Source organism: [Actinomadura] parvosata subsp. kistnae, assembly GCF_900323885.1.
In the GTDB taxonomy this organism is placed as follows: domain Bacteria; phylum Actinomycetota; class Actinomycetes; order Streptosporangiales; family Streptosporangiaceae; genus Nonomuraea; species Nonomuraea composti.
This window is the reverse complement of sequence record NZ_OOHJ01000018.1, coordinates 455,178-477,153: the sequence shown is the minus strand read 5'-3', so window position 1 is coordinate 477,153 and position 21,976 is coordinate 455,178. Positions and strand designations below refer to the sequence as shown.

General features: G+C 69.3%; 13 protein-coding genes and 1 pseudogene. 7 read left to right on the top strand and 7 right to left on the bottom strand.

The window, feature by feature from the left end; genetic code table 11:
- Positions 1 to 12: 12 nt before the first annotated feature.
- Positions 13 to 4,527: a NucA/NucB deoxyribonuclease domain-containing protein gene (locus tag KIS93_RS22285; RefSeq protein ID WP_155129275.1), complete on the bottom strand. Its 4,515-nt coding sequence runs from the start codon at positions 4,525 to 4,527 to the stop codon at positions 13 to 15.
- A gap of 405 nt (positions 4,528 to 4,932) precedes the next feature.
- Here KIS93_RS22285 and KIS93_RS69045 point away from each other — a divergent pair.
- Positions 4,933 to 5,082, top strand: a pseudogene (locus KIS93_RS69045) (transposase); the annotation flags it as partial.
- 126 nt (positions 5,083 to 5,208) lie between these two features.
- Here KIS93_RS69045 and KIS93_RS22280 read toward each other — a convergent pair.
- From KIS93_RS22280 to KIS93_RS22270, 3 genes are all read right to left on the bottom strand, one after another.
- Entirely contained in the window at positions 5,209 to 5,463 is a 255-nt protein-coding gene (locus tag KIS93_RS22280; RefSeq protein ID WP_186404386.1) for a hypothetical protein, read from the bottom strand.
- 760 nt (positions 5,464 to 6,223) lie between these two features.
- Entirely contained in the window at positions 6,224 to 8,572 is a 2,349-nt protein-coding gene (locus tag KIS93_RS22275) for a WD40 repeat domain-containing protein (RefSeq protein ID WP_186404385.1), read from the bottom strand.
- The gene (locus tag KIS93_RS22270; protein ID WP_186404384.1) at positions 8,548 to 9,675 is read right to left on the bottom strand and encodes a serine/threonine-protein kinase; all 1,128 of its coding nucleotides are present in this window, start codon (positions 9,673 to 9,675) and stop codon (positions 8,548 to 8,550) included. The genes KIS93_RS22275 and KIS93_RS22270 overlap by 25 nt, the downstream gene beginning before the upstream one ends.
- 714 nt (positions 9,676 to 10,389) lie before the next feature.
- Here KIS93_RS22270 and KIS93_RS67570 point away from each other — a divergent pair.
- Entirely contained in the window at positions 10,390 to 10,524 is a 135-nt protein-coding gene (locus KIS93_RS67570) for a hypothetical protein (RefSeq protein WP_281261977.1), read from the top strand.
- Positions 10,521 to 11,138 carry a hypothetical protein gene (locus KIS93_RS22265; protein WP_186404383.1) on the top strand — a complete coding sequence of 206 codons (618 nt, stop codon included), beginning with the start codon at positions 10,521 to 10,523 and terminating at the stop codon, positions 11,136 to 11,138. Before KIS93_RS67570 ends, KIS93_RS22265 begins: the two co-directional genes overlap by 4 nt.
- A gap of 6 nt (positions 11,139 to 11,144) precedes the next feature.
- Here the strand turns inward: KIS93_RS22265 and KIS93_RS65530 are convergent, their stop codons facing one another.
- From KIS93_RS65530 to KIS93_RS22250, 3 genes are all read right to left on the bottom strand, one after another.
- Positions 11,145 to 13,100 carry a serine/threonine-protein kinase gene (locus KIS93_RS65530; protein WP_155129281.1) on the bottom strand — a complete coding sequence of 652 codons (1,956 nt, stop codon included), beginning with the start codon at positions 13,098 to 13,100 and terminating at the stop codon, positions 11,145 to 11,147.
- Positions 13,097 to 15,298 (bottom strand): serine/threonine-protein kinase, encoded by a 2,202-nt coding sequence (locus KIS93_RS22255; protein ID WP_080045838.1) that lies wholly within the window; start codon positions 15,296 to 15,298, stop codon positions 13,097 to 13,099. The genes KIS93_RS65530 and KIS93_RS22255 overlap by 4 nt, the downstream gene beginning before the upstream one ends.
- Before the next feature lie 75 nt (positions 15,299 to 15,373).
- Complete coding sequence (locus KIS93_RS22250) at positions 15,374 to 16,228, bottom strand: hypothetical protein (RefSeq protein WP_080045839.1); 855 nt, start codon at positions 16,226 to 16,228, stop codon at positions 15,374 to 15,376.
- Between the two features lie 592 nt (positions 16,229 to 16,820).
- Between KIS93_RS22250 and nhaC the strand changes: the two genes are divergently transcribed.
- From nhaC to KIS93_RS22230, 4 genes are all read left to right on the top strand, one after another.
- Positions 16,821 to 18,338 (top strand): Na+/H+ antiporter NhaC, encoded by a 1,518-nt coding sequence (nhaC, locus tag KIS93_RS22245; RefSeq protein ID WP_080045840.1) that lies wholly within the window; start codon positions 16,821 to 16,823, stop codon positions 18,336 to 18,338.
- A gap of 232 nt (positions 18,339 to 18,570) precedes the next feature.
- Positions 18,571 to 19,866 carry a threonine/serine exporter family protein gene (locus tag KIS93_RS22240; RefSeq protein WP_080045841.1) on the top strand — a complete coding sequence of 432 codons (1,296 nt, stop codon included), beginning with the start codon at positions 18,571 to 18,573 and terminating at the stop codon, positions 19,864 to 19,866.
- A gap of 267 nt (positions 19,867 to 20,133) precedes the next feature.
- Positions 20,134 to 21,228 (top strand): hypothetical protein, encoded by a 1,095-nt coding sequence (locus tag KIS93_RS22235; protein ID WP_080045842.1) that lies wholly within the window; start codon positions 20,134 to 20,136, stop codon positions 21,226 to 21,228.
- 423 nt (positions 21,229 to 21,651) lie between these two features.
- Complete coding sequence (locus KIS93_RS22230) at positions 21,652 to 21,906, top strand: hypothetical protein (protein ID WP_080045843.1); 255 nt, start codon at positions 21,652 to 21,654, stop codon at positions 21,904 to 21,906.
- Positions 21,907 to 21,976 lie beyond the last annotated feature (70 nt).

Here is a 21,976-nt window from a genome sequence, read left to right as displayed (position 1 = left end):
GGCGACGTACTGCTACTGCGGGTCGACGTAGAACCGGTCGCCGTGCAGGATGCGGTAGCGCGCCCAGAAGATACTCTGAGTGGATCCGCCCGCCTTGTTAGCCTTCTCACCGATGAACTTGAGCGAGAAGTCCCTCCCGTTGTATCCGGCGCCTTCCACGGTTCGCGCGAACGGGAACTCGTCACATCGCACCTTCTCGCCGGACGGCCGTGTGGCGCGATCGGCATCAGTGAACACCGACTGGGATCCGTAGCAGTAACGATTTTTGACATCCACATTCTGTTTGTAGGTGGACTCAATGGTCGTGCGGGTCAGCCACTTGTTGCGTGCGGGCAGCCCCGGGATGTTCTTGACGCCGAGCTGTGGTTTGGTGACCTGCGGCGTATGAAGGGCCTCGTAGACGTGATCGGCGTGTTCCTTCATATGGTTGGTGAGGTTCCTGTTCTTGTACTTGATCTTCGCGCTGCGGGGCATGCCCCACGTCGGGATGCCGCTCAGGAACGTGCATCCGGTGTAGTTGTCTCTGATCAAGTCAGAGCTGTCGCATCGGACGGTGGGCCACAGATGCCGCTCCAGGTCCGACAGAAGCGGATAGTTGAAACTTTCGTGGTCGTGGCCGAGCCCGAGCTGGGGCAGGAATGTACAGCTGGAGACACGATCGGAGTCGCTGGACGTCGCCGGGTTGGAGACGTGGGTGAAACGCCACAGCGAATTGCTGTTCCACTCCTCCACCTCGCGTCTTGGCCCTGCTTCTCCGCCGGGGGCCGTGCACGAGTAGGCGGGGGCACCGTAACCCGGTGAATAGACCGAAGGCACTAGGTAGACGTCTTCCCACCAATCCCCTCCGGCCCGGCTCTTGTCGAAATCGTGGATGCGAGTCTCGATGTGGATGTTCCGGCCGTCCTTGGCGGCTGCGCTCCGTTCGGCCGGCGTGGGATCCCGCGTCACCCTCTTGCCCTTGTCGTCCAGCAAAGGCTTACCATCGGAGCCGACAGCGTAGAAGGGACCGAGCTTCTTGCCGGTGACCGTTCTGATCAGCGCGGAGAACACGAACTCGATGGAACCCACCTTCACCCTGGTGGTTCCGTACCGGCCCATGGTCGTCTTGATGTAGGTGTATTTGACCATCCTGCTGTGGCACCAGCTGTATGGGCTCTTGTACCACCCCTGAGGCCGCGCCTTGTTGGCGGACAGATCCGGCTTGTCCATCCAGCACTCCTTGAACGACGCGTGCTCGTAGAACTCATCGCGCGTTCCCCAGGGGCCCGGGTCGGGCGGCAGAGGCGTCGGATCCGCGGCCGCGACTACCCGCGCCGCCAGGCCCGACGTCTGAATCTTGAACGTTTGGTATGCGGACCAGGCGCCCGTGGCTCCACCGGCGGTGGCCCGAGCCCGCCAGCGCACCTCCCACAGGTCCTGCAGCGTGCCGGACCCCACCGTGATAGAGGCATAAGCGCCGCTGTTCACGTTGCTCTTGGTGCCTGACCAGACCACCACGCCATCGCGTTCCACCTGGAACTCGACGTTCGATACGCGACTGTCGGGATCGGTGACGTAGGCCCACAGGGTCGGAGTGAGCGACGAAGCCACCTCGACACCGTTCACCGTCGTAGCAGGTGAAAGGTCGAGATCGGCCGCCGACGGCTTGGCAAGGTCAACCTTCAGCGTCTGCCACTCCGACCAGGCGCTCGACGCGCCGCCCACGCTGACCCGCGCGCGCCAGCGCACCTGCCAGAGGTCGGCCAGCTTGTCCGTGGGAATTGTCACGGAGCCGAAGGCGTCGTTGGCCACTCCGGTGACGCTGCCCGACCAGATCGGACCCGAGTCCTGCTGGGGAAGCGCTGGATCGTGCTCCACCTCGAACTCGACCGTGCCACTGCGTCCGTCCGGGTCCAGGAGGCGCGCGTACAGCGCGGGAGTCAGTGACGAGGTGACCGGAGGGTCGCTCCCCTCGCGGACAGGCCCCGCCTCCAGGTCGGCAACCATCGGCTTGGGCAACTCTACCGTCAGGTTCCGCCAGTCCGACCAGGCTCCGACGCTGGCTCCGACACCTGCCCTGGCTCGCCACCTGACCTGCCATAGATCATGGAGCTTGTCCTCCGGTAGGGTTACCGTCGCGAAGGTGTCACTGGCCACACCGGTGACGCTGCCCGACCAGATCGGGCCCGAGCCTTGCTGCGGGAGCGCCGGATCGTGCTCCACCTCAACCTCGACCGTGCTCTCACGGCGGTCGAAGTCCTGCACCCTCGCCAGCAGGGACGACGTGAGCGTATGGGTCACATCGCCGTTCGAGCCGGGTACGGACGGCTCGGCCTTCTGCTCCCCGATCACAGGGGCCGCCGGTCCGTCGATGGCGGTGAAGTGCTGCCACTCGCCCCACTCCGAGGCGGTCTCACCAGCGATGGAGCGTGTCCTCCAGCGGACGTCCCACTCATCGGACAGCGTCCCGGCGGGAATCCGCACTGAAGCCTCGGTCGCGGAAGCGACCGCGTCCACCGCCCCTGACCAGATCAAACCGGTCCCCTGAGCCGCGGCCTCGGGGTCATGCTCCACCTGGAACTCGACCTTCGACTGCCTGTCCTGCGGGTCGGTGACGAAGACCTTCAGCTCGGGGTCGAGCGAGGTGGCGACCACGCTGCCCGCGACCCGGGCCGCCGGGGAGACGACATGCTCGCTCACCGGCGACGCCGGCGTCTCACAGGAAGAAGGCTCCGGACTGGCCGTCGGTGTCGTCTCCGCTGCGGTGGGCTGCGGCCCCTCGGGTGCCGTGGGGTCGGTCGTGGGCTCCGGCGTCACCGTGGGCTGGGGCGTCGCCGTCGGGGACGGCTCGCCCGCTGTCGGCGTCGGCGTTGGTGTTGGTGTTGGTGTTGGCGTGGGTTCCGGAACACAAGGCTCATCAGATTCCGGAACAGTGTCGGACCAGCCCTCTTCGTCACCTGTGACCAGGTTTGCGGTGTCAGCCGAGAACTGTTCGCCGATGCTGTCCCGCAGGCCCTCGGCCTCCTGGGCGCTGAGGGCTGGCCACTCACCGTTGCGGGGATGCACCTGATGGGCCTCGACCTCTTCGATGCTGTGCGTCATCCCCCGCTCCGAGGCGGGATGAATCGACACGACACCTTCGTAGGTCGCGATCGCCGGCGTGTATTGGACCATGAGGGTGGGCGGGTGCCGGTGGCCTGGATAGGGGTCGCCGCTGTATTCGCTGGCGTAGTACTGACGCCAGTTGATCGACGCGTTCTCGGGGAGGGCCCGCAGGACGAGACCGTGGTTGGGTTTGTCCTCTTCGATCCAGGCCCGGGCCATGGCGTCGACGTCGTGCACCAACGTCTGTTCTTTGGCGCACCAGCTCGAAGGGTCAGCCTGATAGTTGTAGCCAGCGCCCTCAAGCGCCGGATCCTCGGTGTTGAACTTCAAGTAGGTGCGGGCGATGTCGGCGCTGGTGGAGGTTGTGCCGGCGCGCAGCCACCCGGCCGCTGAGTTGTTACCAGCGGTATTCTTGCTGACCCAGGCGTCGGTGGGCTCCCCGCCACCGAACCAGTCATCGGCGGCGGCGATGGTCACTGGATAGGTCACCGTTGGGTCGGCGAGAAACTTCTCGTCCGGCGTGAACACCAGCTCTGGCGACGTGCCGGAGGTCTCCACCCGCGCGTCAACGGCAGCGCTCTTGCCTTCCTCGGGGGAGGCCTCCACCTTGGCATCCATCGCGGTCAGCCCCACCGGCGCCGCCGCCGCCTCACCCTTGGCGTCCTTTAGCTGCGGCAGCCCTTGGGACGTCTTCCCGAACTTGGTGCCCTTGGGCAACATGAGCGGCAGCCGTACGGTCACCGGGCCGGTCGGCCGCTGCCGGAAGACCACCTGTGAGATGAACCCATCGGCCTGGGCCAGGACCACCAGGTCCACTCCCGGTGCGACGGCGTCGGGGTAGGTGACCGCACTGCCGGAAATCTTCGGCGCCGGCAGCGCCCGGGGCACCTTCAGCCCGCTCCTGCCCCGTTTGCCATCCGCCGACACCAGCTGCATGGCGCCGCGCTGGCCGAAGGTCAGCGGACTCTTGACCCGCGTGGCCTGCAACTTGCCGTCGCGGGTGACGATCCGGGTGTCGATGGGCTCCCAGGCGCCGCTGGCGGAGTTCTTGAGCTGGACGGGCCGGGTGTACAACTCGGCCCGCAGGTTCTTGCCATCCGGGTTCGCCCAGACCTTCATGGTCTCGGTGAACTGGGCAGGAACCTCGACCGGCTTACCGGATTTGGCCGCCTGATCCCAGGCGGCCCTGAGCGCCGGTTCGTGAGCGGCGGTCGACAGTGCGGTCGGCGTGGAAGAGGGAGTGGGGGATAACGCGGGGCCCTGGGCGATCGCGGGCGCGCTCAGAAGCGAGAGCGGCAGCGTGAAGGCCGCGACCAGGGCAGCACGGCGGCGCGTCCGGCCAGATAAGCCGACGCTAAGGAAGAAGTGTTCACTCCAGCCTTTCGAACGACGGTACGAAAACGGAGTGATCATCACATAAGCCGTCGATAAAGTATAGATCATCTTCGATGATGGGAAATGCGCCTACCGTAGCGGACGCCCTGTATCCGGGCGTCCGCGACTTACGAGAAGCATGGAAGCTCGCGATAAAAGGAGTGATGCGAGTCGTACTTTCGAGCAGGCGAAATGAGTTGCGAGGAGGGGTCACTCCCCAAGTTCTCCAAGTGGCCGAACGCCCAGATTTCCCCTCTGGCTGCCAAGGTGTACACCGTGTGGTGTGTCTTGTACGCCGGGATGAGTAGCTTGTGGCCGAGGCTGGTTAGAGGGCGATTCGTAAGTTGATGTCTGGGATGTCGCAGTGGGATTGGGTGAATCTGTAGTGTTTATGCCTGCCCGATGGGCGTGGCTGTGCTGGGATAGCGGCGTGAGTGAGCGCAAGCCATACGCGAGCGACTTGTCCGACGAGCGGTGAGCCCTGATCGAGCGGTCATCACGGCCTGGAAGGCCGCGCATCCCTCGGTCAGCGGCCACCAGGGCAGATACGAGATGCGGGAGATCGTCAACGCCCTGCTGTACCAGAGCCGCGCTGGCTGCCAGTGGGGCATGCTGCCCCACGACCTTGCGCCTGCCGAAAATTCCATCCGCCCAGGTCAAGCGGCATGTGAGTACTCGTGGAGGATGCCGCCAAGCCGGTCTCTTCGGCGTACGTTGAGGTTAGCGATTAGGGCTGGCTCGGTGATTGAGTCAGTAGAGCGCAGTGGAGCAGCTTGGTCCAGGGCTTGGTGGGGACTCGGTGGTGGTTGTGGAAGTGTTCGTACTCGCGTTGGGCGTGCCGCAGGTGGCGTTCGTCCAGAGCAGGTAGCGGTCGAGGAGTTCGTGGCGGCAGGACTGCACCCACCGCTCCATGATCGAGTTCATGCGCGGCATTCGAATGCCGGTGAGCATCGTCTTGATGCTGGCCTCGGCGAGGACGTCGCCCTGGTGCGTCCCGGTCGACATCGTGAGGCGACGATAGGTGACGACAGGTACGGTGGGCAGGTGTGGCGCCGCCGTGCTCGGTGCGTGCTCGTACGCCCCATCACGTGTCGTCAGCGCCCGGCACTGCCGGACACACAAATGCGTGGAGGCGGCACGAACCACCATCAGACGGCACCGCACGACACTAAAAGATCTTGCTTCTAATCCGTAGGTCGTAGGTTCGAATCCTACAGGGCGCGCTTTGATCATGGTCTGACCTGCGGTTATGCGGGATCGGACGTGTTCTAGAATTTTCCTCTAGCGACGGCGTGCTCCGTACGTGCTCGCCCGCACCAACCCCGCACACTGCGCCTGCCGAAAATTTCATCCACGCAGTTCAAGCCGCTTGTGAGTACCCGTGGAGGACGCCGAGCCGGTCTCGTCGGCGTACCGCAGCCGGGTTCTCCTGAACGAGGCGCAGGACAAGAGCGTGGATGGAGGGGACCGTGGGCGGGCGCCCACGTCGCTTCGGCGGGCAGGTACAGGCATGACGCCGTCTCGTCAGATCGCGATACCAGTGCAGGACGGTATCCGGTTGGATGAGTAGCCGCAGCTGGCGCAGGACCTCTCGGGGCAGCGAGGGCAGGGGCGCGCCGCCGGTCCGCCAGCCCGACCCAGTCCAGGTGTTCCATGGTGGGGCCCCGCGGCGCGCGTGGGTAGCTCATCACTCCGTACCTGGGTGGCCAGCGTCCCCATCAGTACGTTCTCCAGTGCTGATAGCCGTCCGGCGAGACACGGTGGCTCAGGATGGTGCGCACACCGTCTGGAAGGGCTCGCCGGGCAGGTATTGCTCCCACTCCTCGGTGCTGAGCGTACGGCCGGCGCGGGCGCAGGCGGCGGCCACCAGGTCGGCGGGTTCGGCCACGCCCCATATCCGGAAGGTGTCGTCATCGTTCACCGTGGCCAGCACGCCGTCGCCGAACTCCACCTGCGAGACCCTGCTACGGCCGGGAAGAGCGGCGCCGACCTGCTCGTGCGTGGCGACGTCCCACAGCCGGACGCTCTTGTCGTCGCTCGCGGTGGCGAGGGTGGCGCCGTCGGCGCTGAAGGCCACGGCGGTGATCACGCCGGAGTGCCCGCCGAGGTCGCGGCCGAGCTGCTTGCGGGAGGCCAGGTCGATGAGCCGTGTTCCCGCGTTGCCGGCTACGGCCAGGGTTCTGACGTCGGGGGAGAAGGCGACGCTCTTCGCCCTGCCGATGGGCGGGCCGGCCGCGGTGCGGGTGGCCAGCTCCCACAGCTGGGCGTTCTCCGCGATGTCCACGGCGGTCAGGTATCTGCCGTCGGGGCTGATGACGAGCTGTGAGATGTTCTCGGGGCGGACGATGCGGCTGGTTCGGCGATGGGTGCGCGTGTCGAAGAGCCATATTTCGGGCTTCGCGTCGGTCTCCGGGTCCGGTGTGAGCGCGATGGCCAGGGTCCGGCCGTCCGGGCTGTAGGCCGCCGGCCCGATGACGTGCTGGGGGGTTCGCACCGAGCTCACCTGGCGCCGGCCGGCGACGTCCCACCAGGTCAGCTCGGACTCCAGGCCGATCGCCAGCGTGCCACCGTCCGGGCTGCGCACCGCGGTGTTGATGGGCTGTCCCGGCCTGATGGTGAAGATCGGCGTTCGCGTGGCGAGGTCCCAGAGCCTGACCTGCCGCGCGTCGGAGGTCAGGATGCTGCGCCGATCGCTGCTGAACGTCGCGGCGCGCGCGGTGGTGCCCGCCGTGGGCAGGGGAGCGCCCAGCTGCCGGTGGGTGAACGGGCTCCACAGCCGCAGCCCGTCGAGGCCGCCGGCGGCCAGCAGTTTCCCGTCGGGGCTGAAGGCCACGCTGTACAGGCCGATCGTGTGACCGGCGAGCTTGGGATTGAGCTCCTCGCGGGTGGCCACGTCCCACAGCCGGGCCCGGCCGCCGTCGCTCGTGGTCGCCAGGACCGAGCCGTCCGGGCTGAACGCCACGCGGATGCCGCCGATCTGCCGGTTCATGAGCGGTTTGCCGATGGGCCGCCATGTGGCGACGTCCCACAGGCGCAGCGCGTGGCTGCTGGTGACCAGCCGCTTCCCGTCGGGGCTGAAGGCGAGGTGGCTGATGCCGGAGGGGGAGAGGTGCGCTTCGAGCGAGGCGACCTGCCTGTGCGAGGCCACGTCCCAGACGTGGGCCTCGGCCTCGCGGGAGGAGTGGGTCGCCAGCAGCCTCCCGTCCGGGCTGAAGGCGACGGCGTTGGCGCCGGGAAGCGCGTCACCGACCTGTGTGCGCGTGGCCACGTCCCAGAGCCGCACCCTGTCGCCGCCGGTGGCCAGGAGCTTGCCGTCCGGGCTGAACGCGACGGTGCCGCCGCCCCGGAGCGGCTCGCCGACCTGCTTGTGCGTGGCGGCGTCCCAGATCCGCACGTCCTCGGCCGCCGCCGCGACGAGCCGGCCGTCGCCGCTGAACGCCACCTCGGTGGCCATCTGCTTCTGACCGGTCAGAGAGCCGGTCGGACGGTGGGTGACAGCGTTCCAGAGCGTCACGACGCCCTCGTTCCCGTTGGTCGCGAGGACCTTGCCGTCGGGGCTGAAGGCCAGCGCGAGCGCGGGGCCCGGCCTGGTGAAGACGGCGGGTCCGGCGAGCGCGTTGCGGAGGCTGTGGCGGGCCTCCTTGGTCGGCGCGAGCCGCCAGGCGGTGACCGCGAGCAGGTTTCCGACCGTCGGCTCGGTGCCGACGAGCCGGACGCTCTGCGTCGCCAGTTGCCGGGACAACGCCTGCCGCTTCTGCGCCTCCGCCCGTTCCCGCTCCCTGTTGGCCTCGCCCGCGGCGGACACGGCCGCGACCGCGCCGGTGAGAGCGACGACGAGCAAGGTGACGAGCGTGACCAGCGCGCCGCGCCGCAGCTTCCTGGATCGGGCCAGCGCCCGGCGGCTGGAGTCGAGGAAGTCCCGCTCCAGCCTGGTGAGCGTCATGTGGCGGCGCTCGGAGGCGGCCCAGCTCTCGACCGCCTGCAGCCGGCTGCCGCGCAGCAGGTCGCCGTCGCCGCGACCGTTGTCGTCCCAGTGGCGGGCGGCCTGGCTGAGCTGCCCGACGACGGCCAGGCCCGGTCTCTCCGCGCTCACCCAGCCGCGCAGGCGGGCCACGCGCGCAGGACGGCGGGACGGGTCAGGACCATCTGGCCCTCACGCTCGGACAGCACGTAGGAGAACGCCCGGAGGATGGCCCGCAGGTCCTGCCCGCCGTACTCCAGCTCGGCCACGGGCACCGGGCGGGTGGTCTCCATGTCGTACTCGTCCAGGGTGAGCAGCCGCAGGAACACTCCGGGCACCAGCCGCCGCTGCTCCTCGGGGAGCGCGGTGTAGGCGTCCTCGGCGATCGTCCCCAGCCCCGGGTCCAGGCCATCGTCCGAGGCGATCTGCCGCGCCCGCTCACTGCCCGCCCGCAACAGCCCGGTCGCCTCGCCGCTCCCGCTGACCAGGGCGAGCAGCAACTCCCGGGCCGTCGGCCGCGCCTGCGGCTCCTTCGCCAGCGCCGCCGCCACCAGCGGGCGCAACGCCGGCGGTAACCCGCCCACGTCGGGCATGGCCGACAGGACCTGGTGGATCACCGCGGCGGCGTTGTCCCCGGCGAAGGCGTCCGCTCCCCGTGCGGCGAAGAGCACCACGGCGCCCCACGCGAACACGTCGCCCGCCGCGTCCGCCCGCCGCCCGCTGAACGACTCGGGCGGCATGTAGGCGGGCGTGCCGGCGACCAGTCCGGTGGACGTCACCGACATCTCCTCGGTACGCGCGATACCGAAGTCGATCACCCGCGGGCCGTCCGGACCGAGCAGGACGTTGTCGGGCTTCAGATCACGGTGGATCACCCCCGCCTCGTGAACCGCGGCCAGCGCGGTGGCGATCGCCGTGGCTAACCGGTGCAGGTCGTCCCCCGCGAACGACCGCCCCTCCCGTACGGCTGCGCGCAGGCTGGGCCCGCTCACGTACTCACTGACGATGTACGGCCGCGGGCCCGTCAGATCGGCGTCCAGCACCCGAGCCGTGCAGAAGGAGGCCACCCTGCGCGCGGCCTCGACCTCCCGGGCGAAGCGCTCCAGTTGCGTGCGGCCGCCGTCGGCGTGCAGGAGCTTGAGCGCCACCCTCGTGCCGTCACCGTCGTACGCCTCGTAGACGACACCCTGGCCTCCCTGCCCCAGGCGGCCGGCCAGCCAGTAGCCGCCGACCGTGTGCGGGTCCTCTGCCAGCAACGCTTTCGACGTCGCTGGGACGCGCACATGCGGCCAAGGGCTCGGGCGCCCGGAGGCCGCCGGCGGCGGCGCGGCCCCTGCCCGGAGACTCGGACTGGTGGCGGCTGTAGTCGAACGGACATCTCTCTTGCGCATATGGGGTCATCCGTTGTGGGGTGGGAGGTGAACCGGCTGCTGCGGGTGAGGAGGCAGGCAGGCGCCGACCACGTCACGACCTTCTGGGAGCACGGCTCAGTAGTCGGCGGCCGGGATCTTCACGCGGACGGCGCCGGTCGTGGTCGCGCAGGCAACCGTCGGCGTAGGAGAACTCGCGGCAGTCGGCTGTCCACCGGCCGCTGACGTGGTGGATCCGCACCATGTCACCCGGCTCGACGTGGACGCCCGCGTTCTGCCGGCCGCTCTCGGAGCTGATCCGTTCGCTCTGCCGTAGGGCGGGCGAGGACGCGGCTGCCGGCGGTGACGGTAGCGAAGAGCAGGGTGGCCGGCTTCGATTGCCATCAATGAACGTCTTTCCTGTCTGTTTTCAGGTCCGCCGTACATGGGGGTTGGATGGCGCAGGGGGGAGGAAGGTTCGCCGCCTTGCGATCTTTTTTGGCCCCGCTCAACCGCACGAACGCGAGTCGGCTGGTCGCAGGGGCCGTGCCGCCACAAACCCCTGCCCACCCGTGCTATCAAAGATCCAAAAGGTTCGTGTACGCGGAGTTCCGGGGTGAGATGGAAGTCGGGTTCAACGAGTTGTACGCGGCCTGCCAGCCGATCATCTACGGGGACATGGCGCGGGGGCGGCAGGCGTTGACGGCGCTGCTGCCGGAGGCGTGGCGGCGGGGCCGCGCTGGGGGCTCGCGATGATCCACGCGATGCTCGCCGACCTGCACGGCCGGGGCGGGGACGTGCCCGGCGGGATCCAGCACTTACGGGCCGCGGTCGAGCTGGGCTGGAACGACTGCCTGTCCATCTGGTCCGATCCCGGATTCGCCGTCCTGTCCCGCGCCCCGCACTTCGCCGAGATCTACGGCCGCGTGTGGATCTCGCCCGCCGACCTGGAGGAGCTGGGATGGCTGCGGGCCGAGGCGACCGCGATCGGCCAGGAGCTCAGCCGGATCGCGGCCGAGAACCTCGACCGCGTCGATCACGGCCTTACCGACGTCTTCCACGTTCCCCTGCCCACCCGCGCCCCCGACGGCGCGGGCGTGCTCGCCGCCCGCATGTCGCTGGCCATCATGCAGCGGGTCGGCCTCGACCTCGTCGCCTCCTCCGACATCAGCCGCATCAGCGGCCGCATAGCCGTCGACGCCATCGACGGGCCCGCCTACTCGCAGTGGGAGACCTGGCACTCCGCGGACCTCGCCGGCTCCCGGGCCGCCGCCCGCCGCGCCTCCGCGCAGGCCCGCGCCTTCCGGCCCACCCCGGGCCTGTCCACCGTGCCGGTCCCCGCCACCTCCCTTCCCCGGAACGGCGGGTGAACCCGGTCATCGGAGGGTCAGCCCGACCGCCATCCGGCCGAGCTCCTTCGCCGGGCCCTCCGCGAGGGTGCGCACCGGCTCGCCCTCCAGGTCCGCCATCACCAGCTTGGTGAGGCCATCGGCTGAGATCCTGGCGAGGTAGTGGCCGGGATCCAGCCAGCCCTCGAACGCGTGGCCGTCGCGGAGCGGCACCTCGGCGGCGCGCTCGCCGGTGGCGGCGTCCCACAGGCACAGGCCGCGGGCCGGCGGCGGGCAGCGGGTGCTGAACACCGTGCCGTGCCCCGGGCCGGTCACCGCGTTGACGGCGAACAGCTCACCCACGCCGGTGAACGAGCGCAGTTCGGCGCCCTTCAGGTCGAAAGAGCGGACCGTGCCGTCCTCGCCCTGGTGCAGCACGCTGTCGCCGGCCCCCCAGACGTACGGACCGGAGCCGCCGCCGGGAACCTCGCTGACGGTGACGGCCCGGATGGCGGGATCCACCACCACGAAGCCCGTGGCGCGCCGGCTCTTGCCCGCGCCCTCGTGAACGCTCAGGAGCAGGCGCTCGTCGTCGCTCCAGCGCAGGTCCGTGGTGTCGCCGGGCTTGTCGGAGGTGCGGATCTGGACGTCCTCACCGGTACGGCGGGTCACCAGGCGCAGCACGTTGAAGTCGGTGCGCGCCAGGTTGCTCATGGCCAGGGCCGCCACGTACGCGCCGCCGGGGGAGACCGCCGGCGCCTGGAAGGCGCCGAAGAAGGTGAACCGCCGTGACGCGGGATCGCGGACGTACGCGGGGTAGCCCGTCGCCGAGTCCTCCGCCGGGCCGGCGACCGACGACACCCACAGCGGGTCCTCCGGGTGGTCGTACACCTTGATCTCCGAGTCGGGGAGCCGGACGGTCACCGACGAGGAGGTCCGCATCGGTTTCGAGAGCGAGCGCCGTGGAGCGGCCACGGCCGTCTGAGTGCTCTGCTCACCGGGGGTCCGCGCCAGCAGGTACGCCGCGCCGCCCGCCGCCAGCAGCACCAGCGTCGCGGCGACGGCGCCGTACCGAGCCCACCGCCGCCGGGGAACGTCCTCGGAGGCGGGCGGGGCGGCGGGCGGGGCGGCGGACGCCTGCCCGGCCGCGAGCAGCCGCCGGGGCGGCACGGGATGCCCGAGCAGGGTCAGCAGCGCGTGGGACGCCGTGGGCCGCTCCGCCGGATCCTTGGTCAGGCAGCGCAGCACCAGCTCCCGCAGATCGCCCTGGAGGTCACCCACCTCGGGCTCCGCCGTGAGGATGCGGTGGACCACCATCGGGGTGGGAGCGGAGCCGAACGGCGGCCGGCCCGTGCCGGCCGCCACGATCGTGGACGCCCACGCGAACAGGTCGGCCGGCGCGCCGGATCCCGCCCCGGAGAACTGCTCGGGCGCCATGTACGGCGGTGTCCCCATCAGCTCGGCGGTGCCGGCGCCGCCCGCGTCCAGCTCGCGCGCGATCCCGAAGTCGATCACCCTCGGGCCGTCCCGGCCGAGCAGCACGTTGCCCGGCTTGAAGTCGCGGTGCACCACCCCCGCCTGGTGGATCGCCGCCAGCGCGGTCAGCGTGCCGATCGCCAGCCGGCGCAGTTCCGCGCCGCGCAGCGGCCCGCGCCGGGCGATCGCCTGCGCCAGCGACGGGCCCTCCACGTACTCGCTGACGATGTACGGCAGCCCGTTCAGCTCCCCGGTGGCCAGCACGTTCGCGGTGCAGAACGTTTTCACCCGGCGGGTCAGCTCGATCTCCCGCGCGAAATCCGCCCCGCTGCCCGCCCCGCTGTCTGCCCCGCCGCCCGTCCCGGTGTCCGCCGCCGGGCCGTACCGCAACATCTTGACCGCGACCTTCTCACCTCGCGGCGACTCGGCCAGGTACACCACGCCCTGGCCGCCCACCCCGAGCCGGCCCCGCACGCGGTACGACGCCACTTCGGCCGGGTCGTCGCCGAGCAGCGGCCCGGCCGTCACCGTGCCGCGGGCGCCCAGTTCAGGGCGCCGTTGAGCGGGTTGACGTCCGCGAGGACCCGCGACACGCCGCCGGTCAGGCTCACGATGCGCACCTCCGCGCGCTTCTTGCGTTTCTTGTCCGGCTCCTGGACGAGCAGATGGGCCTCGTCGAACCAGCCGAGCAGGTTGCTCTTCGGGCTGATCCCCGGCACGGTGGCCGTCCGCACACCGGTCTCGGCGTTCCACACGCACACCGTCCCGCCCTTGGGGCAGACGGTGTAGAACAGCTTGCCGGAGGGGGAGAACCAGTCGCGGTTGCGCGGTTTGCCCACCCAGTGCATGCTCCGGGTCACCTGGCCCGCGTCGTTGTAGAACTCGACGCCGTAGGTGTCGCCGTCGTGGTAGCCGCGCGCCGGCCCGCCGTCCGGAGTGAAGGTGAACGCCAGGCTGATGTCGTCGGAGTACTCCGCCTCCACCACCTTGGCGGTCCTGGCGGCCACGTCCACCAGCGCGAAGCCGCTGATCCTGGTCCGCTTCTCGTCGGTGACCGACAGCACGAGCCGCCTGCCGTCGCGGGACCACGCCGGGAACCACGTCTGCCTCGGCTTCTTCACGGTGCTGACCGCGAACTGCTCGCCCGTCTTGAGGTTGACGAACCTGACCTGGTCCAGGTCGGAGTTCTGGAACTTCAGCCACGGGTTGAGCGCGACCCAGGTGCCGTCCGGCGAGACCGCCGGCTCCTCGCCGAAGCCGACCCCCTTGAACGCGCCCGAGGCGTCGCGGGCGAACGTGGTGTACGGCTCCTCGGTCTGCAGGTACGCGGCCAGGCGCAGCGCGTCCGAGCTGTGCTCGTGCAGCGTGGCCTCGATGTCCGGCAGCTTGACGTCCTTGTCGGCCTTCTTCGCCACCGGCGGCATGGGCGCGGCCGTCGCGCCGGCCGTGATCTGCGGCGCCGCCGTGATCACCATGCCCGCCGCCTGGGTGGGCGCCGCCTGCGCGGCACTCGACGGCGGGGCGGTGCCGGCCGACGCGGCGGGAGGCCCGGCGGGTGTCCCGCGCCGGTCCGTCAGCGCGTACACGCCACCGCCGGACAACACGGCCCCCGCGACGAACGCGGCCACCGCGATCAGCGCCGTGCTCCGCCGCCGGCCGGACGTCGCGCCCGGTCGCGCTTGCGGCCCAGGTGACGGCTTGCCGGAGGTCGCTGGGCGGGGTGATGGCGGCTCAGGTGCTGCCGGGCCAGATGATGACGGGCCAGGTGATGACGGGCCAGATGATGACGGCGCAGATGATGACGGGTCAGGAGCTGTCGGGCCAGGTGGTAACGGATCAGGAGCTGTCGGCTCAGGGGCTGTCGTCTCAGGGGCTGCCGGCGTCTCACCGGCCGCGGGCCTCTCCGCTGCCGCCCCGGGCGCGGGCACGATGCCGGTCAGGAAGCTCGTCTCGCCCACCAGGCGTAACAGCACGTCACTCGCGGCCGGGCGGCGGGCCGGGTCCTTCTCCAGGCACGCCCGCACCAGCTCCCGCAGGTCGCCCAGCTCGGGCAGCTCAGGCTCGGCGCCGGTGATCCGGTTCACCGTTCCGGCCACCGAGCCGCCGTCGAAAGGCGAGCGTCCCGACGCCGCGTACGCGATGGTCGCCCCCCACGAGAACAGGTCCGCGGCCGGACCGGCCTCACCGGTCCGCAAGCGCTCCGGGGCGGTGAACGCGGGGACATCCACCTCGCGGGTCGTCGCCTCGACGGAGGTCCCCATCGCCCGTACCAGCCCGAACCCGATCAGCCGGAGACCGTCCGGCCCGAGCACCACTGTGTCCGGCCCGAGGTCACCGTGCACCGACCCCGACTGGTGCAGGGCGACCAGGGCCGTCACCGTGCCCACCGCGAGCCGATGCAAGGCCGCGTCCCGCAGCGGCTCGCCCGCCGCCACGGCCTCGCGCAACGTCGGCCCGTCGATGAACTCGCTCACGACGAACGGCCGTCCGTCCTCCAGCGCGCCGGAGCCGAGGACCTGCGCCGTACAGAAGGCGGAGACGTCACGGAGCGGCTCGACGGCCCGCCGGAAGTCCTCGGGGTCCACGTCCGCGGGCAGCACTCTGATGACCACCCGCTCGCCGTCGTCGCTCTCCCCGGCATAGGTGCTCGCGTCCAGCCTCCCCATGAGCCGCCAAGATCCGATCTCGGCGGGGTCGCCCTCACGCAGCGGCTGGATCACCGACATGTTCCGCTTGCTCCCCTCGCCCGCCCACCCCGTAGATCATCAATTATGGTGACACCGTCACCGGCGCACCAGGCTCTACCGATGGCGGGGACGAGGCGCAGGCAGGGGATGCCGGCGTTCATGGCGCAGCCGGAGTTGTCGCTGGGACTTGGACCTGTGTACGGCAGAAAGCTCGCGCACTCCCTGCGGCTCGAAGTCGAAGATTCGGTTGTTGACCTGGACGCCGTCGACGGCACCGACGAACGGGGTGTCCCTGCCCTTGTTGATCCCCAGGCTGAACGTGATCACCGCGTTGGGCAGCGCCTCCTTGAGCTCGCTGAAGGTGCAGGGACTTGACAGGCTGCATCCTGTGGCCGCGGCCGTCCGCGCGTTGGTGGCCCACCAGGCGCTGCCCGCCGCGCTGGGCACGTACCGCTGCCAGGTGCTCGGTAGGCGCGTCGGGGGAGAGGCGGGGCGGGTGGCGCTTTCCGGCAGGAAGACCAGACTGGTGAAGTTGACGCCGGGATCGAGGTTCGGGTCGACCTCCATGATCAGGTTCGGCGGGAGGTTCGTCAGCGGAGGCGTCTGGCCCTCGAACACCCAGTACGACAGGGTGTTGATGCTGCTGAGCCGCATGCCGCCGAAGTCGCTCTCGTCGCCCCACACGATCTTGTCGTCGCCGGTGCCGACGATGAGGCCCAGGCTGCCGGCCCCGTACGGCGGCGGCACGGTGGCGCGGAGATCGTCGGCGGAGTTGCGACCCCAAGGGCCGAACCGCAGGACGGCGCTCGGCCCTCCCAGCGTGTTACGGCCAACGACCCCCCATCTCTCGTCGAAGTCCGCGTCGGTCGCGCCGGACGCTCTGCCCGCGCCGGACGCTCTGTCCGCGCCGGCCGGGAGGGAGGCGATTCCGCTGGCGAGCACGACGCTCGCGAGAGCGACGCCGGGCATCGCCAGTGATCGAACCCGTGAAGGTCTCATGTACGTATTCCCCAGAATGGTTCCGCGCTCTTCCTGGTACCGCCAGAACGTCGCAAATCCGCTACGGAACCGACAACGCCCAACCACCGCTTTTGCCGGATCATGCCTCAATCCAGCGGTGAACTTGGAGAGACATTCCTTTTCCGGATATTTGATCTGAGGTCGCCCTTTGTCATCACCACGCGGCCGCCAGTTTGCCGCGGTGAGCTATCAAGTCATCGACCACGCCGCCCGGGCCAACGGGTGTCTGAGACAACGGCGGCCAGGTGACATGGAACGAACTTGACCTGCCGTGAACCTTGTCGCCGCGCCGATGGGGTACGTCGCCTCGCATGTCATGCGGTTTCCCTCGGGTGGTGAGGGGACAGATCAGAGACCCTCAGGAGGCGGCAATGCGGTGTCGATCTTGGGCGGGTCTCGGTTCCTCGGCGTCGGCGACAGGCGTGGGCCGGGCTGTCCGGGAAGGCCGCTGTCGAATCGGATGCGATCGGAATGCGGCACCGCCCGGTGAGGCCGGCGGACGGCGAGCGGCGGGAACGGCGGGTGCGCCGGCGACGAGGCGATGAGCGACAGCACGGAGGGCGACGCCCAAGGGGACACGGGTAGGTCGGTTCGGCCGCCGTCGCTGGCCGATCTGGTGATCGTGCTGGGCGCGCTGGTGGTGCTGATCGGCGGCTCCCTGGCGCTGTTCGGCCTCGATGCCCTCAACGGGCCGCTCCAGGTGGCGCTGGTGTTGTGCGCGTTGGTCGCGATGCTGGTGGTGCTGAGGAACGGAAACCGGTGGGAGGAGGTCGAGGCCAGCGGGCAGCGCGCGCTGTCGTCGATCACCAGCGCGGTGTTCATCCTGCTGGCCGTGGGCGCGCTGATCGGCACCTGGAACATGTCGGGGACGATCCCCACCTTGGTCTACTACGGGATCCAGGTGCTGTCGCCTGGCTGGTACTACGCGGCCGCCGCGCTGCTCTGCGGCATCGTGGCGATGTCGATCGGCAGTTCGTGGACCACGGCCGCGACGATCGGCGTCGGGCTGGTGGGCATCGCGACGATGCTGGGGGTGTCGGCGCCGATCACCGCCGGAGCGGTGATCTCGGGTGCGTACCTTGGGGACAAACTGTCCCCGTTGTCGGAGACCACGGTGCTGACCGCGCAGATGGTCCGGGTCAACGTCTATGAGCACATCAAGCGGCAGGCGTGGACGTCGATCCCGGCGTTCCTGATCGCCTTCGTGCTGTTCCTGCTGATCGGCTGGGTCTGGGGGCCGGCCGCGACCGACCTGGGCGACACCGGCAGTGAGCTGAACGCTCTGGGCGACATCTACTGGATCACCCCGCTGAATCTGCTCCCGCTGCTGCTGCTGGTGGTGCTGTCGGCGCGCAAGGTGCCGGCGACGCTGGCGCTGATGGCGGCGGCCATCTTCGCCGGGATCGTGGGGAGCTTCACCCAGCCCGCGGTGATCCGCGCGTTCGTCGGAGAGCCCGGGCTGAATCCTGTCGTGGCCGGGATCAAGGCGGTCTGGCGGGCGATGGCGAACGGGTACGAGAAGAGCTCCGGTCTGGCGGATGTGGATCGGCTGCTGTCACGCGGCGGGATGGACAGCATGCTGCCGACACTGTGGCTGATCATCGGCGCGGTCACGTTCGGTACGTTGCTGGAGGAGTTCGGGCTGCTCAACCGGCTGATCGAGCTGATGGTGCGGGCGGCCAAGAGCACCGGCCGCCTGTCGGTGGCGGTGTTCGCCAGCGCCTTCGGGCTCAACATCGTGGCCGGTGACCAGTACATCGCGCTGGTGTTGCCCGCGCGGGTGTTCCGGGTCGAGTTCGCCAAGCGCGGCCTGGCGCCGACGAACCTGTCGCGGTTGACCGCCGACAGCGGCACGGTCACCTCACCGCTGGTGCCGTGGAACTCCTGCGGCGCGTTCATGGGCGCGGTCCTGGGCGTGCCGACGCTGGCCTACCTGCCGTTCTGCTTCTTCAACATCGCCAGCCCGCTGCTCAGCGTCGTGTACGGGTTCACCGGCTTCAAGATCGAACACGTACCGCCAGAGAGCCGGCACGAAGACGCGGAGCCGCGGGGTGGATGAGACCGGTACGAAGGCGGGCACCCTGCGCAAGGTCATCGTCCAACAGCGACGAGCTGCTGTTCGACGACATCGTGCGGGTGGAGCCGGCAGGCCCGCGAGCGATGGAACTCAGGAGACAACTGCTTCGCCCTGGTCCCGGGAGTGGTCGTCGGCTCGGCGGCGCCCACCGCATGACATGCCGCATCCAGCGGGACGCCGTCTGAATGCCGCGGCCGGCCAGCGAGATCGGTGAATGAGCGGAGCCGTCTCCGACGCCGACGCCAACCGCGCCGTCAGCCTGACGCTGCGCATCGGCGAGTTGCTGCTCGCCAGCGGAGAAAGCACCGAGAACGTCACGAACGCCATGCGCGCGATCGCACGAACCTACGGGGTGCGCCGGATCGAGGCAGACGTCAACCTGTCAGCGTTGACGTTGTCCAATGTCCCGGACGACGGCAGTATGCCGGTCACGGCCGAACGGCGAGTCCGCAGGCGCGAACCGGACTTCGCCCGCCTGGTCGCGCTGCACGACCTGGTCGGCGAGATCACCGGCCGAACGCTGCCGCTGACCATGGGTCGCCGGCGCCTGCAGGAGATCGCCCGCCAGGCGAGGGCGCATCCACGCTGGGTCGGGGCCGCGGCGCCCGCGCTGGTCGCGGCCTCGGCAGCGGTCCTGACCGGTGGCGGTCCGGTGGTGGCGCTGGCCGCGTTCATCGCGACCCTGCTCGGGGACCGCGCCGGGACCTGGCTCGCCAGGCGGGGAGTCGCGGAGTTCTTCCAAACGGCCGTGGCCGCGGCCGTCGGCACCGCGGCCGCGGTGCTCATGATCTGGCAGCAGGTGCCCGTCCAGGCCTCAGCGATCGTCGTCGGAGCGGTGATCGCACTGCTGCCCGGCCGGCCGCTCGTCGCCTGCGTGCAGGACGGCATCGCGGGCGAATACGTCACCGCCACCGCGCGACTGTCGGAGGTGGTGTTCATCGTGGCAGCCGTCCTGTCGGGGATCGGCATCGTGCTCACCGTCGCTGTCAAGGCGGGTGTGCGGATCACCGTGGACGATGCGCCCACGGCACCACTGTCGCTGGCGGTGCCGCAACTCATCGGGGCGCTCATGCTGGGGCTGACGTTCGCGGTGGCGCTCCGAGTGCCGCCCAAGCACACACCACCGGCGGCCCTCGGTGGTGTGGTCATTTGGACTGCTTATGTCTGTCTACGGTGGCTGGACTGGCCGGCGGTGCTCGCCACCGCCGTGGCAGCCGCGGTGATCGGGCTGATGGGCTCGATCTACGCCAACCGGGTGCGGGTACCACCCATCGTGTTCGTGATCCCGGCGATCGGACCGCTGCTGCCAGGTTCGGTGATGTTTCGCGGAATGCTGAAGCTGAACCTCGGTGACGTGCTCGGTGGCACCCACTACCTCATCGAGGCCCTGTCAACTGCCCTGGCCATCGGCGCCGGGGCGATCCTGGGCATCGATGTGCTGCGTGCCCTGGGCAGGCGCGACATCAGGCGCCGCATCCGTCCGGCTGCCCGCCGTACCAGGGGCTATTGACGTCCGCCGACCTCAGCCACGAGCGGGGTTGTGGGGGAGTCGGCGCAGAACGTCCGCTATGTCGACCGGAGGGATCTCCCGCTGTTCCTCGCGGCGTTCGGTCCGAAGCACGAATCGCGCGTCGCACCGTCGTACAAAGCCGTTCCGCCCACCGGCCCTGATCTCTGCACCGCCCCCTGTCGATGCTTCGCATTGGTGTCGAGTCGCGCGCTGGATGTGATTCAGCCGTGACCGGTGTTCTGCCCCTTGAAGCCTAGGATCAAAATCATGCTTCTGCCGGTACATCCGAATGCCGCTGCCAGGGCCGCGGCCATAGTGCTGACACTGATTTCCTTCACGTTGTCCTGCACTATTCAGGATGTCAGCACGCCTCTTCCCGGGCGTCCGCAGGCGTTGCCTGAAGTGCCCGAATACGAGTCGGCGGCGAGCATATGGCGTGATGCCGTAGTCACGGTGCCTGCGAAGATCAAGGGCAAGTTGCCCGTTGAGCCGGCTGCCATGTTGGGCGAGGACGAGGTTCTGATGGTCACCTCGTCCGAGTGGCGGCCCACTTTTTACTCCTACGATCTTCGTGCGGGCGGTGTTCGCGCCCTCGGCACTGCGCCGAAGTGGGCAGAGTGCAGTTTGTGCTTCGAGATCATGAGCGTCGCCACGAGTGAGACGAAAATCGTGTGGACGGCAGGGGTCTATCGCTCGGAGCCGTGGAACGCGGGCAAACGGCACGTGGAACTCTGGACGATGCCTCGGTCGGGCGGCGAAATGAGATTGGCGACCTGGTTGACCGGCCATGGCCAGGTGCCGTTCGAGGACAGGTTGTCGATCGTCGGTGATGACGCCGTTTGGCACGGAGATGGACAGGCTTATCGTGTGCCGTTGGAGGGAGGGGCCGCTCAGCGGCTCCCATCGCTGGAGCAGACGGTGCCGGCGGCTGTGCGGGAATGGGACGGAACGCAGTGCGGGCGCGAGTGGTGTGTCGGCCTGCCGCCGCAGCGTCGTTATGAACTGACCAAACTCGTAGTGCTGCGGAAGGACGGGACAGAACGCCGGGAAGTCGTGGCGTCGTACGGAGGGCCCCTGATGAACGATCGGTTCGGGCTTTTCGGAGGACCTTACGTGAATGACAACAAGGAGAGGAGCCATACGGCGAAGCATCCTGGGCCACAACCGATTCTGTACGACCGGTGCACGGAGAAATCGGGGAGGATCGGCGGGCTGCTGAAGGACAGTGCCGCTTACGACGTGTTCACGGGTGGCGAGCGTGCGGCCAGCCCGGAGGAACCGCTCCTGTACTGGAATTCGCCTGATCGTAAGTCCTGGATCGTGCTTGATTTGTCGCGGATTCCCGACTCTTTGTGTACGTGAAGTATGCGCGTTGCCGGCGGCGGCCAGTGCCAGGGCAGCGGATTCCGTGTCGCAGGTCGTGCGGCTGCCGCCTGCCCGTCCGAACCGCGCATGTGCACGGCGAAGCATCGGCTGCCGCGAGCGTCATGGTCGAGGCCGGCGGATGGCAGGCAGGCGTGGTTCGCGCATGTGACGATCGGCCGGCCGGTGCGCGGGTCTCAGATGGGAAGCGTTCCGAGATCGCCGCCCGTACGGACGAAAGCGCGGACGAGCGGCGTCTCGCCGGCCGAGCGCCGGAGGACCAGCGCCCACTCGGTGGGCGGGGCGTCGTGGATGGGCAGGTAGAGCGCGGGGACCCGAACTGCTGCACACCATGCGCACCGGCCGCCGCCCAGGCACGACCTCCCGCCTGGCCACCCTGCCCAGGCACCGCCAGGCCGTCGCATGGACCGGCTTCGGCCTCGGCGCCGTCCCCTGTTCCCCCAGGGCGTCGTCGCCGGGATCTTCGTCGCGAACGGCTTCGAACGCCACACCTGGTTCCTGGCCACCTACATGCCACATGCCCTGCGCTGGCCGGTCGTCGTGGGCATGATCCTGCTCGGCCTGACCGCGTACGGTGTGGCGATCCTCCAGGTCCGCCGGGCCGAAGGCGTACCGGAGTTGCCGCGAATCCTGACGATGCTGCGCCCGCCGCGATGACGAGGAGGCGACGAGTGGCGGAGGCGAAGCCGCTTGGGCAGCCGTCGCGCCAATACGGACGGCAGCACCC

Coding starts and splice junctions, on each gene's coding strand:
- KIS93_RS22285 (WP_155129275.1), bottom strand. CDS start 4,527: ATGATCTATACTTTATCGACGGCTTATGTGATGATCACTCCGTTTTCG.
- KIS93_RS22280 (WP_186404386.1), bottom strand. CDS start 5,463: ATGTCGACCGGGACGCACCAGGGCGACGTCCTCGCCGAGGCCAGCATC.
- KIS93_RS67570 (WP_281261977.1), top strand. CDS start 10,390: ATGGAAGTCGGGTTCAACGAGTTGTACGCGGCCTGCCAGCCGATCATC.
- KIS93_RS22265 (WP_186404383.1), top strand. CDS start 10,521: ATGATCCACGCGATGCTCGCCGACCTGCACGGCCGGGGCGGGGACGTG.
- KIS93_RS22255 (WP_080045838.1), bottom strand. CDS start 15,298: ATGTCGGTGATCCAGCCGCTGCGTGAGGGCGACCCCGCCGAGATCGGA.
- KIS93_RS22250 (WP_080045839.1), bottom strand. CDS start 16,228: ATGCCCGGCGTCGCTCTCGCGAGCGTCGTGCTCGCCAGCGGAATCGCC.
- nhaC (WP_080045840.1), top strand. CDS start 16,821: ATGAGCGACAGCACGGAGGGCGACGCCCAAGGGGACACGGGTAGGTCG.
- KIS93_RS22240 (WP_080045841.1), top strand. CDS start 18,571: ATGAGCGGAGCCGTCTCCGACGCCGACGCCAACCGCGCCGTCAGCCTG.
- KIS93_RS22235 (WP_080045842.1), top strand. CDS start 20,134: ATGCTTCTGCCGGTACATCCGAATGCCGCTGCCAGGGCCGCGGCCATA.
- KIS93_RS22230 (WP_080045843.1), top strand. CDS start 21,652: ATGGACCGGCTTCGGCCTCGGCGCCGTCCCCTGTTCCCCCAGGGCGTC.